The organism is Archangium violaceum (genome assembly GCF_016887565.1).
GTDB classification, from domain to species: domain Bacteria; phylum Myxococcota; class Myxococcia; order Myxococcales; family Myxococcaceae; genus Archangium; species Archangium violaceum_B.
The window spans coordinates 192,115-206,461 of record NZ_CP069396.1; the positions used below are offsets into that span (position 1 = coordinate 192,115).

Genomic DNA, 14,347 nt, shown 5'->3' on the forward strand with positions numbered 1-14,347 from the left:
GGGCAAAGGAGTCTCGCAACGAGCCCTATGCCCGAACGGAAGGGTTTCTCAATCCTTGTCGTCCACTGGGACCTTCACCGCGACCGGCCGGATGCTGAAAGGCACGTCGATGTAGGAGTCGATGGTGTTCAGCACCCGGGCCATGACCGTCGGCCGCTCTCCTCGAGCCTGGGCCAGCCGCATCTGAGCCTGATGCCAGGCCGTGACGGAGCGGAGCGTCGGCGGGGTGAGGTTGATTGCCCGGCGCATCGTGCCCTTCAGGAGCTTCCACGCGCGCTGCTCTCCCGGTCCCCAGGCCAGTCCGTACGCCTCGCGCCAGCGCTCCGGCAGGAGGCCGGCGGTGAGCAACTCATCGAGCTGTCCCCGGGTGAATGGCGAATTGAAGAGCAGGCTGGCCAACTCGAGCGCCGTGTCTCCCGTGCGCAGCGTATCCCCCGCCAGCTGCTGGTCATACCACTCGTAGAAGGTCTCGAGCGTGGGCGACACCTGCTCCGGCAGGAGCCCGAATTGCGCCGCGGCGAGCAGCGTCTCCTGATAGTAACGGCGCTTCTCCTCGATGCTGAGCGGCCGCACGAATGTCTCGAAGACCTGGATGGCGCCGTCGATGAGGGTGGCGAGCACCCAACGCTGCAGCGCGGGATCGTTCGCGCGATAGTGGCCGTCGCCCCGCGGGCCGGCGCCGGCCGGAAGTGAGCCGTAGACGCGGCTGTGGAGGCTGTGGACCCGCTTCGCGGCGCCCGTCGCCTCGCGGAGGCCACCGAAGACGAGCTGGTACATCGCCGTATAGGTGCGTCGCGCACGGCCGAGCAGGTCACCCCGGAAGTTGCTGTTCTGGGATACGCCGTGAGCCACCGCCGGATGGGCGATCTGCAGCAGGATGGCGCGCAGTCCGCCGAGGAGGATCACCGGCTCGCGATAGATCAACCAGGTCATGCTGTCGGGGCCGTAAATGCCCTCGAGCTCGCCAGCCGCGTGCTCCCGCAGGTAGTCGAGACACTTGCGGAAGTGCTCGCGGTCCTGGCTGATCTGCTGCTCCACTTCCGGCGATGGCGACCACCGCTTCGGGTTCACCTGCGTTCCCACGACTCCGCCTCCATCGCGCTTGTCACGGCAGCCGCCGGGTGCCTGAGCGGCCTATCTCATGGGGTGGACTACCACACGTCCTGTCCCTTGCGCATTTCTGCCCCGGGGTCTCTCCCGCCGAGCCCGGGTCCAGGGGAACGAAAAAAGAATTCCCACGAAAAATCCCTCGGGCGACGGACGGGCATGTCGAGCCGAGAGCTCGCCTCCACCCAGGAAGAGACCATGCCCGTGTTCAAGTCCGCTTCGTCCTCCCCGTGGCTGTGTGCCCTGCTCCCGCTGTGGCTCGTGGCGTGCGGCCCCGGTGAGGAGGACATGCCCTCGAACGAGCCGAGCTCCCTCGCCACCCAACGGTCGCCCGTGGACATGCCCCTCGAGGATGACGAGTGTCACGAGTGGACGCGTGAATACACCACGACCTCCTCGGAGAGGCAGGTCCTCGGGACCTGGACCGCGCAAGGCTTTCCGGTGTGCTGGGTTTGTGTCAACTACAACGACTGTACGGTCACCAGGACCTGGCGTGAGTCGTACGTGTGCATGGGACCCACGGTCGAGGGCGCCGTCCTCGAGGTGCACCAGCTGTCCGAGAGCTGGTCCTGCGACCCCACCCTGCAGAGCGACTGCGGGTTCCGCCTCTTCTGCTGACCGCTCGCGAGCCCCTGGCCGTCGTGGGCTCCCGCGAAAAGGGTGTCAGACGATTTGTCTGCTACCTTCCCTGGCGAATTGGAGCCGAGCGAGGCGCCACGGCGACTGAAGCGCTGCGTGGAGGACCACGACCCCGACGAAGAACCGTCCTGTATTCAACATTCTCCGGAAGAGACGGTTTCGCCCGAATTCCTTCGCAATCTGATTGCAGTTACTGTAACCAGGAATGACAACGTTACGATTCATTCCTTCCCCTCTTGTGTCCGCGCGCTCTGTCCCGTTGCCATCGGGTTGAAATCTTTCTGTCGGCCGAAAATGACAACGTTACGATTCGCTCCTCCCCTCTTGTCCTGCCGCTGGGAATTGTCTCGGTTGGGCATGGCCACGGACTGATTCAGAAACCGCCATCGCGCAAGGGGTTGGACCGCGCCCATTCACCGGGCCTCGCGCTCCATCGACCGAAGTCGTGGATCCGCCTCGATCACTCACTTCTGGAGACACCTCATGTCCCGACAGACTCACCACGCTGATACCCGTAGTGCCTGGTTCTGGTGGCGAAGGCTCCTCACCACCGCGACCACCGCGGTGCTGACCGCTGCGCTCTCCGTCCTCGTGCCCAATGCCGCCCATGCCGCTGACGGCGGCTTCCATATCGCCAACGGCCGGCTCCTCGACGCGAACGGCAACGACTTCATCATCCGCGGTATCAGCCACCCGCACGCGTGGTACCCGCAGAGGACCAGTGCGTTCGCCGACATCAAGGTGGCGGGGGCCAACAGCGTCCGCGTCGTGCTGAGCGGTGGCCGGTGGCCGGTCAGCGACGTGGCGAACGTCATCTCGCTCTGCAAGCAGAACCGGCTCGTCTGCGTGCTCGAGAACCACGACACGACCGGGTATGGGGAGGTGGTTGGCGCCTCCAGCCTCGCTCAGGCCGTCGACTACTGGCTGAGCATCCGCAGTGCGCTCGTTGGCCAGGAGGCCTACGTCATCATCAACATCGGCAATGAGCCGTATGGCAACACCAACTACACGCCCTGGGTCGCGGAGACCATCGATGCAATCCAGCGCCTGCGGAGTGCCGGGCTGACGCACACCTTGATGATTGACGGGCCGAACTGGGGGCAGGACTGGTCCAACACCATGCGGGACAACGCCCAGACGATCTGGGAGGCCGACCCGCTGCGCAATTCCATCTTCAGCATCCACATGTACGGCGTCTACAACACCCCAGCGAAGGTCAAGGGCTACCTCGACTCGTTTACCAGCCGTGGCCTGCCCATCCTCGTCGGCGAGTTCGGGTGGTACCACTCCGACGGAGATCCGGATGAGGTGACGCTCGCGGAGTACACCACGTCGCAGGGTCTCGGCTACATCGGCTGGTCGTGGAGCGGCAACGGAGGTGGCGTCGAATACCTCGACATGGTCACCAACTTCAACCCGGCCAGCCGCACGGACTGGGGTAACTGGCTCATCACGAGTGCCAATGGCCTCGAGGCCACCTCCGTCGAGGCCTCGGTGTTTGGGGGAGGTGGTGGTGATACGCAGCGCCCGACCGCGCCCGGCAACCTGGCGGCGGCGGGTACGACGTCGAGCAGCGTGTCGCTCGCGTGGAGCGCCTCGACGGACAACGTCGCGGTGACCGGCTACGATGTCTACCGCGGGTCCTCCCGAGTGGCGACGCTCCCCAGCAGCATGCTGTCGTACACGGACACGGGGCTCTCGGCGAACACGGCCTACAGCTACAAGGTGTATGCGCGTGATGCCGCTGGGAACGTGAGCGATGCGTCCAACACCGTTTCCGCGACGACCCAGTCCTCCGGGGGAGAAACCGGTGGCTGCACGGCGACCTACCAGCTCGATAGCCAGTGGGGCACCGGCTTCGGCGCCACCGTGACGGTGAAGAACACCGGGAACACCGCGACCAAGGGCTGGACGATCAGCTGGACCTTCGGTGGCAACCAGCAGATCACCAACATGTGGAACGCCACGCCGACCCAATCCGGCGCGAGCGTGACGGCGCGGAACATGAACTACAACGGTGTCATCCAGCCAGGGAGCAGCACGACCTTCGGATTCCAGGCGGCGTATTCCGGTTCCAACACCTCGCCAACCGTGACCTGCACTGTCAACTGATGGAGCCCGTGGCTGGGAGGGTCGAGGTGGGGTCCCTCCCGGCCCGCGGGGAAGAGTGTCCGAAGCGAAATTGAATAAACGGGCCTGCCCTGCGTCGCGGACCGTCACATCCTCGCTTCCGTGCCACCCATGCTCCTCACGATCCTCGGCATCACCCTCCTCGCCTCCACGCCCTCGGTTCCGCCCGTCTCGTGTGTGTACGTCAACGGGAAGACGGCCTGTGGCTACTCCTGCCAGACCAGCGTCGACGACGCCCGCTGCGCCAGTACGCCCTATGGGACGTGCGCCATGTTCCAGGGCCAGGTGTACTGCTTCGATCCTCCGCCCTCGGCCATCCATCACCCTCCCGACGAGGGCCTGCGTCCCGAGTGCAAGGCCGTCGGCACCGAGGCGGCCTGTGGTTTCAACTGCCTGGTGGCGAAGGGGAAGGTGGCCTGTGCGCGGACGCCCTATGGCGTGTGCCGGGAGCACTTCGGCGAGCTGAAGTGCTGGGACCCGTCGGAGACCGCCATCCACGAGCTCGGCTCGGAGATTCCACGGCCCACGTGCCTCACGGCGTCGACGGTCATCGAGTGCGGCTATGACTGCAAGAACAACCGCACGGAGGTGAAGTGCGCGGCGACCCCTCGCGGCCGGTGCGAGAAGAACGACTTCCGGATCGACTGCTTCGATCCTCCGTCGCTCCTGCAGTGCGCGCACACCCAGCCGCCCGACCCCGCCGAGGTGCGCAAGCCGAAGTACCAGCGGCGGGAGGAGAAGCAGGCGGAGGCCGAACGGGCCGCGCACTGACGTGCGCCTCTCTCCTCTCCCACCGGGGATGCTGGGCCCGATGACGCCAGAACGGTGGGCTTCCCGCGCGCCAGAGCGCGAGCAGGGCCTGGGATAGCACCTGGCCGCGCGAGAGGGACTCCTCCCCTTCTGGGTTGCCCGGCGTCCACCGCGCGTGGGGAAAGCGGACGGGACCACTCGCCGCCGGATGGGGCTCGCGACGCGGTACTCCGGTGGCGGGCAGCTGCTCTAGCGCCGCTCGTGCCGCTCATCCAGCCCATCGAGAACCTGGCGGGCCTGCGCCTGGAGATGATGCGGCTCACAGCCGCACGAGCAGCCTACCGTCCCAACTCCCTGTCCCAAGCGTACAACTGCCCGTTCACCGCGTATTTGCAGGCGCTGGAGAGCGACTCGAACTTCTTCGAGGAAAGCGTGCCGAGGCGCTCACGCAGGAACCCCGGGTCACGGAGCACGTCGCGGTTCTTCAAGTCGCGGTTCACCTCCACCACGGCGGGAATCACCCGGAGCACGGCCTCCAGACAATCCTCCCGGGTCGCGCGAGCCATGCGCTCCACCGTCAGCGCCAGGTGCTCGCGGACCGGGGGGGGGCCTCCGGGACACCAGGCCTCCAGCGTCTTGCGCCAGCGATCCTCCATGAGCCCTTCCAGCGTGTAGTTGTCATCGAACGACCAGAACGCGTAGCGGGGGCCCTGGAGCGCGTCCCAGAAGCGCAGCACCGAGGCGAGCCGGACCGCCATGCGCTCAGCGCTCCACGGGGGCAGCGGAGACACGGCATGATGGAGTGCCCCCCAGGGAGTGCTCAGGCAGAAGGACTCAAAGGCCTCCTCCGTGCGTTGGTGCGCCTCCTCCGGGACACATTCGTCCAAGTGGGTGAAGACCTCGGCGAACAGGTGCATCCGCCAGCAGGAGTGAGGCGCGCCGAATTCGGCCCCCGCGTGCATCACCAGGACCTCACCGGGCTGCACCGGGAGCAGTTGCCGAGACTGGGGAAAGGCACCGGTCTCGAGGTACTTCCGGGCCCACCACTTGCCCTCGGCTCTCGCCTTGCGGAGGATGGCGGCGGTGGTGCCGTGGAGCCACGCTGGAAACTCGAGCACCGTGGACTGTTCCTGGGTCATGGCTTCTCGCCCCACCATAGCGGTCAGATGCTCCTTGAGCGCCAAGCCCTTCGCCGCTCCGAGGGCAGCACATACCTTCCGCCCGTTCAATTGCAATCCCCAGGTAGGTAGACCTGGCCCTGGAATCCCTCGGGACGTTCGCCCTTGTCATAGGCAGTCTGGATGGCCTGCTCGGCCAGCTCACCGCGCTGTTCTACTTCTTCCCTGGGCAACGCCTCTTCTTTCTGGGCCGCCCGCTCCTTCCAGGATGCATTGGGTTTCTTGCGCCGGTAGCTCCAGCGGTACAGCGTCACTCCGGGCTCTGGCGTGCGCCAGGACAACTGCCAGAGTGCTCCCCCGTTCTCGAATTCGAGGAAGAGGGACCCCTCGAAGTCGCTGCCCCCCTTGAGCTGCTTGTCAGGGTCGACGGCCTCATTGAGGGCCGTCAGATAGCGCCTCGCCTGTTCTCTGCCTTCCCCGCGCGACTCCTCATCGTCTGGCTTGATTTCGAACAACACGAGTGCGTGGGTATCAGTGATGTCCGGGCGCAAGAGCCTCACGAATTCCGAAAGACGCTTGGGGTTCCCCAAATTCCCCTCCTTCACAATTCTGGAGAGACTGGCGGGATCGAGGAAGACGCGGTTGGTGGGATGCCGCACGCTGTACTCCCTGCTAATGGCCACATGTGCGGCCTTGCCAAGGAAAGCGCCCCAGGACTCCCGGGAGTCTGGTTTTCGGCCTGGAAGCGTGAAGGAGGGCGGCTGCGCTTGAGCGCCGAGTGCCTCCACGAGCACCAGGAGAAAAACCGCCAGCCCCCAGGTGCTCCGCGTTCTGGTTCCATGCTCTCTCATGGCCAACGGGCTTCTCACGGTGCGAATACTACAAGGTCATTTCCTCCCCCAGTCCTTCCCAGCACGGCAACCACCAGCCCTTCCTTCACTCCGTGGGCGAGCACGTAGCGCAGTCGCCCCACCAACGCCGTGTCGTCCAACACCGGCTTCGCTGAGTAGCGCCGCTCCCAGAAGCCACCCCTCCAGTCCACCAGCCTCCCCACCTTCTTCCTTTGGGCCAGCCCTCTCTCGCCTCGCGGGAGCTTCGCGCTCCTCCCCCCAGGTGCCGCCTTTCGAGTAAAGTGTGGCTTCGTGACGGAGAGGCCACGTATTCCGCGGCGCGACGAGCTCGCGCGATTCCTCCGCAGCCGTCGTGCGCGCGTTCGTCCGGCGGATGTGGGTTTGCCGGACGGCAGCCGGCGGCGCACGCCGGGCCTGCGCCGCGAGGAGGTCGCCGTTCTCGCGGACGTCGGCGTGAGTTGGTACACGTGGCTCGAGCAGGGACGAGACATCCACGTGTCGGAGCCGTTACTCGAGCGCCTCGCCCAGGCGCTCCGCCTGACGCCCACGGAGCGGGCGCACCTCTTCGAGCTGGCGCACGGCCGTCCGGCGGCCCGTCCCACGCGCGCTCCCGAGGCGGTCAGTGACACCCTCCAGCGGGTCATCGATGCCCATCCCTATCCGGCTTTGGTCTCGACGAGGCGGTGGGACGTGCTCGCATGGAACGCACCGGCGGCGATTGTCTATGGGGATTACGGACAGCTTCCCGTCGGGCGGCGCAATGGGCTGTGGTCGATGTTCACGCAGCCCGAGCGGCGTGCGCTCATGCCGGACTGGGAGAGCGCCGCGCGCAGGTCCGTGGCGGGCTTTCGCCTCGACGCCGCGCGCGCCGCCGACAGGGCGGAGTTCGATGCGCTCGCGGCGGAGCTGGCGAGCGTCAGCCCGGAGTTCGCGCGCTTCTGGAGCGAGCACGATGTGATTGATCAGGTTCCCGAGGGACGCAAGGCGCTCGTCTTCCCGGAGGTGGGGGTGATCGAATTCGAGCACGTCACGCTCACGCACGCGGAGCCCGATGGCCGGGAGCTCCGCGTCTCGCTCTATTCGCCGCGGCCCGGAGAGAGCACGGCGCGCGCACGCAAGCTGTTCCGGCTCACGGGGTGAGCTTCACGCCGGTCCACTCCTCGCTCTTCGTCCAGAGGCGCTCGGCCAGCTCCGGATCCCTCGCCCACGGCTTCACCCCCCGTTGCTCGGGGGAATCAGCGGGCACCGGTTCGGCGAGGTCCACGTCCTCGCAATACACGCCGCCCATGCCGTCGAGCTGAGGGCTCGTCGCGCACCAGACGCTCGTGGCCGCGCCCTGTTCCAGGGTTTTGTAGAAGTCGCCTGGGTTCGCGGCCTGGATGGCGCGCAGCTCCTCGTTCGACAGCGAGCGCACCAGCTCCGTCAGGATGGCTCCGGGGTGCACGGAGAATGCGCGGATGCGATGCGGCTCTCCGCGCACGTCGAGCGCGAGCGCGAAGAGCGCATTCGCCGTCTTCGACTGGCCGTAGGCGGCCCACTTGTCGTAGGGGCGCCGCTCGAAGTGCGGATCCTCGAAGTCGATCGCGGCGCGGCGGTGGCCTCGCGACGACAGGGTGACCACGCGTGCACCGTTCGCCTTTCGCAGCGCGGGCCAGAGGCGTGCCGTGAGCTGGAAGTGGCCGAGGTGGTTGGTCGCGAGCTGGGACTCGAAGCCGCGGGCATCCCTCACGAGCGGAGTGGCCATGATGCCCGCGTTGTTCACGAGCATGTGGATGGGGCGGCCGGACTCGAGGAATCGCGCGGCGAAGGAATCGATCGAGGCTGGCTCGAACAAGTCGAGACGCTCGAGCTCCACGCGCTCCAGTCCCGCCAACGCCGTGCGCGCCTTGTCGGGCGTCCGGGCGGGAACGATGACCGTCGCACCCGCGGCCGAGAGCACGCGCGTGGTTTCGAGTCCAACGCCCGCGTACCCGCCGGTCACCACGGCGATGAGGCCATCGAGCCTGCGGCTGCCAATGACCTCACGCGCTGTCGTCCGCGCGCCAAAACCAGAATGAATGGGGGCTTGTTTCGTTGTCATGGCCAACACCTAACGTCGCGTGGCCCGGGCGAAAAGAGCGTGAATTCATCCTATGTCCCGCACCACCAGGATGCGCGCGACGTTCATCGCGCTGCTGCGCCGCGTGGTGCACAACCTCGACCCGGAGGCGGACACGCCGGGCGAGGGATGAAGCGTCGAGCTACGTCGCGAGGTACTTCTTCAAGGAGTCGTTGGCGGCGTTGCGGTACTCCGGGATGCGGTGGCGCTCGGCCTGGGCGAGAGCCTGCTTCAGGCGCGCCTCATCGAGGTCTTGGGTGTAGGCCGGGGTACCGGGCTGCTGGCGCCACGAGTCCGAGAGGCCGCCGGCATCGACGGGCTCGAACCCGAGTTCGTCCACGAGCCGGATCACCTTCGCCCGGGCTTCGGGCGGATCCCCCGCGACCGGCAGCGCAGTCCTCCCCGGTGTGCCCTTGGCCGTGCCCTTCTCCAGCAGGCTCTTGAAGTAGATGTTATTGAAGGCCTTGACGACGGGGCGGCCGAGCCGTGACGCGACCCACTCGCTCTCGACCATTCCGCCGTCGAGTTCCGCGAGTTGTCCGTCGCGGATGGGGTAGTAGTTGCCCGTGTCGATCACGACGACGTCCTTGGGCACGTTCGCGAAGAGATCCCTGGGCAGGTCCAGGACGGCCTTCTGGGGGATCGTCAGGACGACGACCTCGCCGGCCCGCGCCGCCTCGGCGCGGGTGACGGCCTTCGCGCCCGTCTCCGCCGCGAGCTCTCCAAGCGTCTCGGGCCCGCGAGAGTTCGCGATGAAGACCTCGTGCCCGAGTCGGGTCCAGCGTCGAGCGAGGGTTCCACCAATCATTCCAGCGCCGATGATTCCGATCTTCATGCCGCCATCCTCCTGGGAGTGATTCCCATGACTCCGTGCGCCGGTTTGATGCCCGACCCCCACGAGCGGTGCGCGGTGCGTGCCGGATTCTCGACCCGACCAACGGCTCCGGCTCCGGCGGCCCGGCTGTACGAGGTGTTTGACACCTCCACGGACACCTCCACGGCGCCTGTACGAGGTGTTTGACACCTCCACGGCGGCCCGGCTGTACGAGGTGTTTGACACCTCCACGGCGGAAGGAACCCGCGACCAGGGCCGTCCGGGCTCCGTCGCCGCCAATCCGAATCGACCCGACCCCGCGGGCCCGCTGGCATTCGCCATGCGCGAGGTCGTGCTGTACGAGGTGTCTGACACCTTCTGGCCGGCTGGCATTCGCCATGCGCGAGGTCGTGCTGTACGAGGTGTTTGTACGAGGTGTCTGACACCTTCTGGGGGTGGTAAGGGCCATCGTCGAGGCGAACTGGCCAGAGCTCGAGACGCTCACGCTCTGGTTCGGTTCCGCGAAATCCGGAGCCGAGGTGGACGCGCGCGAGCTGGCTCCGCTCTTCTCCGGTGAGCGCTTCCCGAAGCTGAAGCACCTTCGGCTCCAGGCCTGCGAGTTCGCCGACGAAGCCGTCGGCCTGCTCCTGGAAGCACCGCTGCTGTCGCGCCTGGAGAGCGTGGATCTCTCCTACGGGCTGCTCGGCGATGCGGGCGCGGACGCGCTGCTCCACGCGGCGCCGAAACTCGGCCAGTTGCGGAAGCTGACCCTCGTGGAGACGGCGGTGGGAGCCACGGCACGAGAGCTGCTCCGCGCCGTCGGCCCCCAGGTGAAGGTCGAGAACAGCGGGTATGGCCCGAACGACTCGGTGGACCACTTCGTCCCGAGCGCCGCGGGGGATGGGTTCGTCCACGTCCTCCACGTCGGCTGAGGCGGCAGTTGCGCGTGGACCAGCAGCAGCGGCTCGTCCCCTGGACTCGACGTCACCGGGTAGCGGTTACGTGGCGCTCCCGGCGCGGCAATCAGGTCCCGGGCGCCCATCCACTTCTCCGAAATCCAGACGCGGCTAGCGCGCGCTGCCCGCCGGGGCCCCGAGGCGCTGCTCATAGGCCTCCAGCGTCCGCCGCCAGGCGGGCCGTGCCTCACAGCGCTCGCGGTAGGCGGAGACCCGGGGGAAGCCGTCGAGCACGCCCGCGTTGCGCACCTCGCGCAGCACCGTGGTCATCAGGATGTCCGCCACGGTGAACGCCTCGCCGGTGAGATACGGACGCTCCCGAAGCCAGTCCTCGAGCGCTGTCAGCGCGCGCCCGGCCCACTGCACCAGCTCGGGACGCCGCTGCGCGCCGGTGGGATCGGCGGCGCCGAGCAGATCGATCATCACGATCTGGAACAGCGGGGGCTCCAGGGTGTTGAGCGCGGCGAAGCACCAGCGCGTCACCTGGGCGCGGCCTTGGAGATCCGCGGGTATCAATCTGCCCGTCTTCTCCGCCAGGTACAGCAGGATCGCGCCCGTCTCGGTGAGCACGAAGCCGTCGTCCTCGAGTACCGGCACCTGGGAGAAGGGGTTCAGCCGCTGGTACTCCTCGCTCCTGAGTTCCCCCGCGGGATGATCCAGGCCGTGCACCCGGTAGGGCACGCCCAGCTCCTCGAGTGTCCACAGGACGCGCAAATCGCGCGTGAGACCCACTACCTTCGAGTTGACGCGGCCGAAGCCGTAGAGCGTGAGCATTCCAGCATTGTTGATGCCGTGCCCGCCCGCTGTCGAGGAGGACGACGATGCTCACCGGCTCATGCTAGCGGCGACGACGGCTGGTCAGTCGATGAGCCCGTGCGCCCGGAACATCCGCTCGAGGATGTCGCGGATCACCGGCTGCTTGCGCTGGTTGTAGTCCATCACCACGCCGCCCTCCGCGTTGATCTGCTCGGCCGACGCGAACTTCGCCGCGGCGTACAGCTCGCGGTCCTCCGGATGCGCGATGAGCCAGTCCCGCAGCATCCGGTGCCGGATGGCCTCGGGGCAGTCGGGGCTCCAGATGTGGATGTTCGCGGGCGGCGAGTCACTGCGGGCGAACCGGTGCTCGTGGAAGACCGGCTCGCGGAACAGCACCGGGAAGCCCGCCGCCTCGAGCGCCGGGCGGTAGGCGTCCTCGTCTCGCGAGTCGGGAACCGTGAGGTCGATGTCGATGATCGGCTTCGCCGGCAGGCCGGGAACGGAGGTGGAGCCGACGTGCTCGATCGAGAGCGCCACCTCGCCGAGGGCGGCGCGGAGCCGTGCGGCGAGCTCGGCGAAGGCAGCCGGCCATGATGGGTCGTACGGCACCACCTCGATGTGCTCGCTCTTCGGAGGGGGAACGATGTACTCGACGCCGTTCGGGTCGTACTCGTGGTTGCGGACGATCTCCGCTGCGCTGGCCATGGCGACCGAGTGTAGTGAGCGACTGCGTCTTCAAGAAGACGCGGCTTTCGAGCGGTACGCGGTCGCCGGCAGCACGGCAACCAGCGCCGCGAGGGGGGGCCACGGCCGAGCCCTCGCGGGGCACCTTCGTGTCCGCCACCCGCCGGTGAAGACACCCAGGGGCTTCGGGAGCGCTCGGCGGCAGCGCATGCCGGGCAAGGCAGCCTTCCCGCTCGAGACGCCGGAGGTCAACCCACGCGGGGGAAGTCCACCTCCGTGGCGGCCACGACGTTGAGGTAGTTGGTGAGGACGTTCTGGGCGACGGCCGCCACCACCTCCACCAACTCCGCGTCCGTCAGCCCGGCCCGGCGCGCCTGGGCCAGCTGCGGGCCCACGTCCGCGCCGCGCGTGCGGGCGATGGCCAGCGCGAGGTCGAGGATGGCCTTTTCACGGGGGTCCGTCGACTGGCCCTTCCTGAAGCCGCTTGCCTCGTCGGGGCTGACACCGTGCCCCCTGGCGAGCGCCGTGTGCGCCGAGAGGCAGTAGGTGCAACGGTTGAGCTCGGCCACGGCAATGGCGATGGCCTCCTGGGTACGCGGCGACAGGGCCGCCTTGCCCATGGCGGTGAAGTAGCCCGCCACCGCCTCCAGCGCCGCGGGTGAGTGGGCGAAGGTGGCGAACATCTTCGGCACGCCGCCGAACTTCGCCTTCAGTGCGGCGAGGGTGGGCTCGGAGGCGACAGGGGTGTTGGAGGAGTCGACGGGGTGGATGGTGGGGGTGTTCATGGAGAACCTCATGGGAGGACCGCGGGTGGAGCGGGCACACGGGTGGCTGCAGCGCCGCTCCGGTCAGGAGCGGCGCACGACGGGTGCCCGGGACTGAAGGGAGAGAGGGGGCCTGCTGCGTCAGCGCAGCACGCGGCCGGGAAGGCTCAGGTCACCGGAGGCGACGTCGAAGGTGCCCGTGACGCACAGCAGCGGGTCGTGCAGGTTGGCGTTCACCTTGAGGGCCGCGGTGACACCGTCGTAGTTGAACTGCGCGGGGAAGGCGGCGGCCTCCTCGGGGATGCGCACCTCCACCACCTGTCCCCGCAGCGCGGGCTTGAAGCCCGGGGAGTCGATGAGGATGGGCAGGCCGGGCCACGTCTTCGGCAGCTTCGGCCTGGTGCCCTCCGGGATGTCGCGCACCTTGAGGCCGCCGGGACAGGAGGCGTCCTTCACCAGCACCACCCAATGGCTGTGCCACAGGTTGCCGTCGTTGCCCTTGTTGCCGTCCCCGTTCTCGTCTTCCAGCGGCGTGTCGTCGAAGTCCGGGTGGGCCGTCAGCACGAAGGCGAGGATGCCCTGCGCGGCGTCGAAGCCCACCGCCCCCGAGTCGATGGAGGTGGGCCAGACGTAGGAAAACACCTCGCTGCCGGCCAGTTGCCCGGTGGGCGTGGGAGTGAGCTTTCCTGCCTCCTCCCGCACCTCCTGACGGAAGAGGATGTGGCCGCCTTCGCGCCGCACCTCGGTGCGCACCAGGTCGAAGGAGGCCGTCACCTTCGGGGAGACGGGCGAGACGAGGCCCTTGGTGGGCTTCTCACGCTTGGGCGGTGAGTGGCCCTGAGCGCCGTGGGCGAGAGCGAGCGTGGGGATGAGGAGCAGCGGAGCGAGTAGGACATGGGACTTCATGGGGAGCGCCTCTATTTGGTTTCGACTCGATACTAAATGCGCGTGGCGCTCCGTCTTGTCAAGGAGGTTTCGGCTCGATACCTTCATCCACATGGGAGCCGACCGCACGTACGCGCTGCTCGAGCGCATCACGACGCTGCTGCGCAACGAGGAGCGCGCCGCGGGGCTACCCCACGGGCTGCAGCCGGTGCACTTGCAGGCGCTGGGCTACCTCGCCGCGTGCAACCGCTACAGCAACACGCCCGCGGCGCTCGCCGAGTACCTGGGCCTGACAAAGGGCACGGTGTCCCAGACGCTGCTGGTACTCGAGAACAAGGGGCTCCTCACCAAGCAGGGCAGCGCCGAGGACCGCCGCGTGGTGCACCTGCACCTGACGCGGGAGGGCCGGAGGGTGCTCGAGGACGCCGTGCCGCCGGAGCTCTTCCGGCGGGCGCTGCCCGCGCTCGGACAAGGAAGGGAGGCCCTGGAGCAGCAACTCACCCGGCTGCTGCAAACGCTCCAGTCCGCGCACGGACAGCGCTCCTTCGGCCAGTGCGACAGCTGCCGCCACTTCCAACACGAGGGCCCAGGCCGCTTCCGCTGCGGGCTGACCGGCGAGCCCCTCTCGCGCGAGGAGGGGACGCTGCTGTGCCGCGAGCACGTGGCGGTCGGAGGCTGAGGCGCGGGACTCCGCTCCTCGGGGCTCGGGGCCACGGGGCCGGCGTCTGGGGAGAAGCGGCGAGCGGCGTCTGGTGCCTCTGACGCGTGCTCTCTAGTCTCCGAGGCCGCTGGAGC

Annotated in this window: 15 protein-coding genes; 6 read left to right on the plus strand and 9 right to left on the minus strand. The window is 67.8% G+C overall.

Translation table 11 applies throughout. The features are described 5' to 3' along the window. Positions 1–48: 48 nt before the first annotated feature. Positions 49–1,083, minus strand: coding sequence for an oxygenase MpaB family protein (locus JRI60_RS00875; RefSeq protein ID WP_204223903.1), 1,035 nt, complete (start codon positions 1,081–1,083; stop codon positions 49–51). A 183-nt stretch (positions 1,084–1,266) separates the two neighbouring features. Between JRI60_RS00875 and JRI60_RS00880 the strand changes: the two genes are divergently transcribed. From JRI60_RS00880 to JRI60_RS00890, 3 genes are all read left to right on the plus strand, one after another. After that, complete coding sequence (locus JRI60_RS00880; RefSeq protein ID WP_204223904.1) at positions 1,267–1,725, plus strand: hypothetical protein; 459 nt, start codon at positions 1,267–1,269, stop codon at positions 1,723–1,725. Between the two features lie 504 nt (positions 1,726–2,229). Beyond that, positions 2,230–3,858 (plus strand): cellulase family glycosylhydrolase, encoded by a 1,629-nt coding sequence (locus JRI60_RS00885; RefSeq protein WP_204223905.1) that lies wholly within the window; start codon positions 2,230–2,232, stop codon positions 3,856–3,858. 129 nt (positions 3,859–3,987) lie between these two features. Beyond that, complete coding sequence (locus tag JRI60_RS00890; RefSeq protein WP_204223906.1) at positions 3,988–4,647, plus strand: hypothetical protein; 660 nt, start codon at positions 3,988–3,990, stop codon at positions 4,645–4,647. A gap of 317 nt (positions 4,648–4,964) precedes the next feature. On the opposite strand, the gene JRI60_RS00895 is transcribed toward JRI60_RS00890, so the two are convergent. Then, positions 4,965–5,765: a hypothetical protein gene (locus JRI60_RS00895; protein ID WP_204223907.1), complete on the minus strand. Its 801-nt coding sequence runs from the start codon at positions 5,763–5,765 to the stop codon at positions 4,965–4,967. A gap of 86 nt (positions 5,766–5,851) precedes the next feature. Then, positions 5,852–6,403: a hypothetical protein gene (locus tag JRI60_RS00900; protein ID WP_239470268.1), complete on the minus strand. Its 552-nt coding sequence runs from the start codon at positions 6,401–6,403 to the stop codon at positions 5,852–5,854. Between the two features lie 567 nt (positions 6,404–6,970). Here JRI60_RS00900 and JRI60_RS00905 point away from each other — a divergent pair. After that, positions 6,971–7,735, plus strand: a complete 765-nt coding sequence (locus tag JRI60_RS00905) for a helix-turn-helix transcriptional regulator (protein ID WP_239470269.1) — start codon at positions 6,971–6,973, stop codon at positions 7,733–7,735. On the opposite strand, the gene JRI60_RS00910 is transcribed toward JRI60_RS00905, so the two are convergent. Both JRI60_RS00910 and JRI60_RS00915 read right to left on the minus strand, forming a co-directional pair. Next, entirely contained in the window at positions 7,725–8,675 is a 951-nt protein-coding gene (locus JRI60_RS00910; protein ID WP_204223909.1) for an oxidoreductase, read from the minus strand. The two genes, JRI60_RS00905 and JRI60_RS00910, sit on opposite strands and share 11 nt — an antisense overlap. A gap of 160 nt (positions 8,676–8,835) precedes the next feature. Further along, on the minus strand, positions 8,836–9,528 hold the full coding sequence (locus tag JRI60_RS00915; RefSeq protein ID WP_204223910.1) for an NADPH-dependent F420 reductase: 693 nt from the start codon (positions 9,526–9,528) through the stop codon (positions 8,836–8,838). A gap of 434 nt (positions 9,529–9,962) precedes the next feature. Between JRI60_RS00915 and JRI60_RS00920 the strand changes: the two genes are divergently transcribed. Further along, positions 9,963–10,439 carry a hypothetical protein gene (locus JRI60_RS00920; RefSeq protein ID WP_204223911.1) on the plus strand — a complete coding sequence of 159 codons (477 nt, stop codon included), beginning with the start codon at positions 9,963–9,965 and terminating at the stop codon, positions 10,437–10,439. Between the two features lie 135 nt (positions 10,440–10,574). Here the strand turns inward: JRI60_RS00920 and JRI60_RS00925 are convergent, their stop codons facing one another. From JRI60_RS00925 to JRI60_RS00940, 4 genes are all read right to left on the minus strand, one after another. Next, positions 10,575–11,237 carry a glutathione S-transferase family protein gene (locus JRI60_RS00925; RefSeq protein WP_204223912.1) on the minus strand — a complete coding sequence of 221 codons (663 nt, stop codon included), beginning with the start codon at positions 11,235–11,237 and terminating at the stop codon, positions 10,575–10,577. A gap of 84 nt (positions 11,238–11,321) precedes the next feature. Beyond that, complete coding sequence (locus tag JRI60_RS00930; RefSeq protein WP_204223913.1) at positions 11,322–11,924, minus strand: GrpB family protein; 603 nt, start codon at positions 11,922–11,924, stop codon at positions 11,322–11,324. Positions 11,925–12,151: 227 nt separating this feature from the next. After that, on the minus strand, positions 12,152–12,688 hold the full coding sequence (locus tag JRI60_RS00935; protein ID WP_204223914.1) for a carboxymuconolactone decarboxylase family protein: 537 nt from the start codon (positions 12,686–12,688) through the stop codon (positions 12,152–12,154). A 120-nt stretch (positions 12,689–12,808) separates the two neighbouring features. After that, positions 12,809–13,573 carry a hypothetical protein gene (locus JRI60_RS00940; RefSeq protein ID WP_204223915.1) on the minus strand — a complete coding sequence of 255 codons (765 nt, stop codon included), beginning with the start codon at positions 13,571–13,573 and terminating at the stop codon, positions 12,809–12,811. Between the two features lie 91 nt (positions 13,574–13,664). Between JRI60_RS00940 and JRI60_RS00945 the strand changes: the two genes are divergently transcribed. After that, positions 13,665–14,231 carry a MarR family winged helix-turn-helix transcriptional regulator gene (locus JRI60_RS00945; RefSeq protein WP_204223916.1) on the plus strand — a complete coding sequence of 189 codons (567 nt, stop codon included), beginning with the start codon at positions 13,665–13,667 and terminating at the stop codon, positions 14,229–14,231. Positions 14,232–14,347 lie beyond the last annotated feature (116 nt).

Excerpts from the sequence above, each read along its gene's own strand:
- JRI60_RS00940 (WP_204223915.1), bottom strand. The coding sequence starts at position 13,573 with ATGAAGTCCCATGTCCTACTCGCTCCGCTGCTCCTCATCCCCACGCTC.
- JRI60_RS00930 (WP_204223913.1), bottom strand. The coding sequence starts at position 11,924 with ATGGCCAGCGCAGCGGAGATCGTCCGCAACCACGAGTACGACCCGAAC.
- JRI60_RS00925 (WP_204223912.1), bottom strand. The coding sequence starts at position 11,237 with ATGCTCACGCTCTACGGCTTCGGCCGCGTCAACTCGAAGGTAGTGGGT.
- JRI60_RS00880 (WP_204223904.1), top strand. The coding sequence starts at position 1,267 with ATGTCGAGCCGAGAGCTCGCCTCCACCCAGGAAGAGACCATGCCCGTG.
- JRI60_RS00890 (WP_204223906.1), top strand. The coding sequence starts at position 3,988 with ATGCTCCTCACGATCCTCGGCATCACCCTCCTCGCCTCCACGCCCTCG.
- JRI60_RS00915 (WP_204223910.1), bottom strand. The coding sequence starts at position 9,528 with ATGAAGATCGGAATCATCGGCGCTGGAATGATTGGTGGAACCCTCGCT.
- JRI60_RS00935 (WP_204223914.1), bottom strand. The coding sequence starts at position 12,688 with ATGAACACCCCCACCATCCACCCCGTCGACTCCTCCAACACCCCTGTC.
- JRI60_RS00895 (WP_204223907.1), bottom strand. The coding sequence starts at position 5,765 with ATGACCCAGGAACAGTCCACGGTGCTCGAGTTTCCAGCGTGGCTCCAC.
- JRI60_RS00945 (WP_204223916.1), top strand. The coding sequence starts at position 13,665 with ATGGGAGCCGACCGCACGTACGCGCTGCTCGAGCGCATCACGACGCTG.
- JRI60_RS00885 (WP_204223905.1), top strand. The coding sequence starts at position 2,230 with ATGTCCCGACAGACTCACCACGCTGATACCCGTAGTGCCTGGTTCTGG.
- JRI60_RS00910 (WP_204223909.1), bottom strand. The coding sequence starts at position 8,675 with ATGACAACGAAACAAGCCCCCATTCATTCTGGTTTTGGCGCGCGGACG.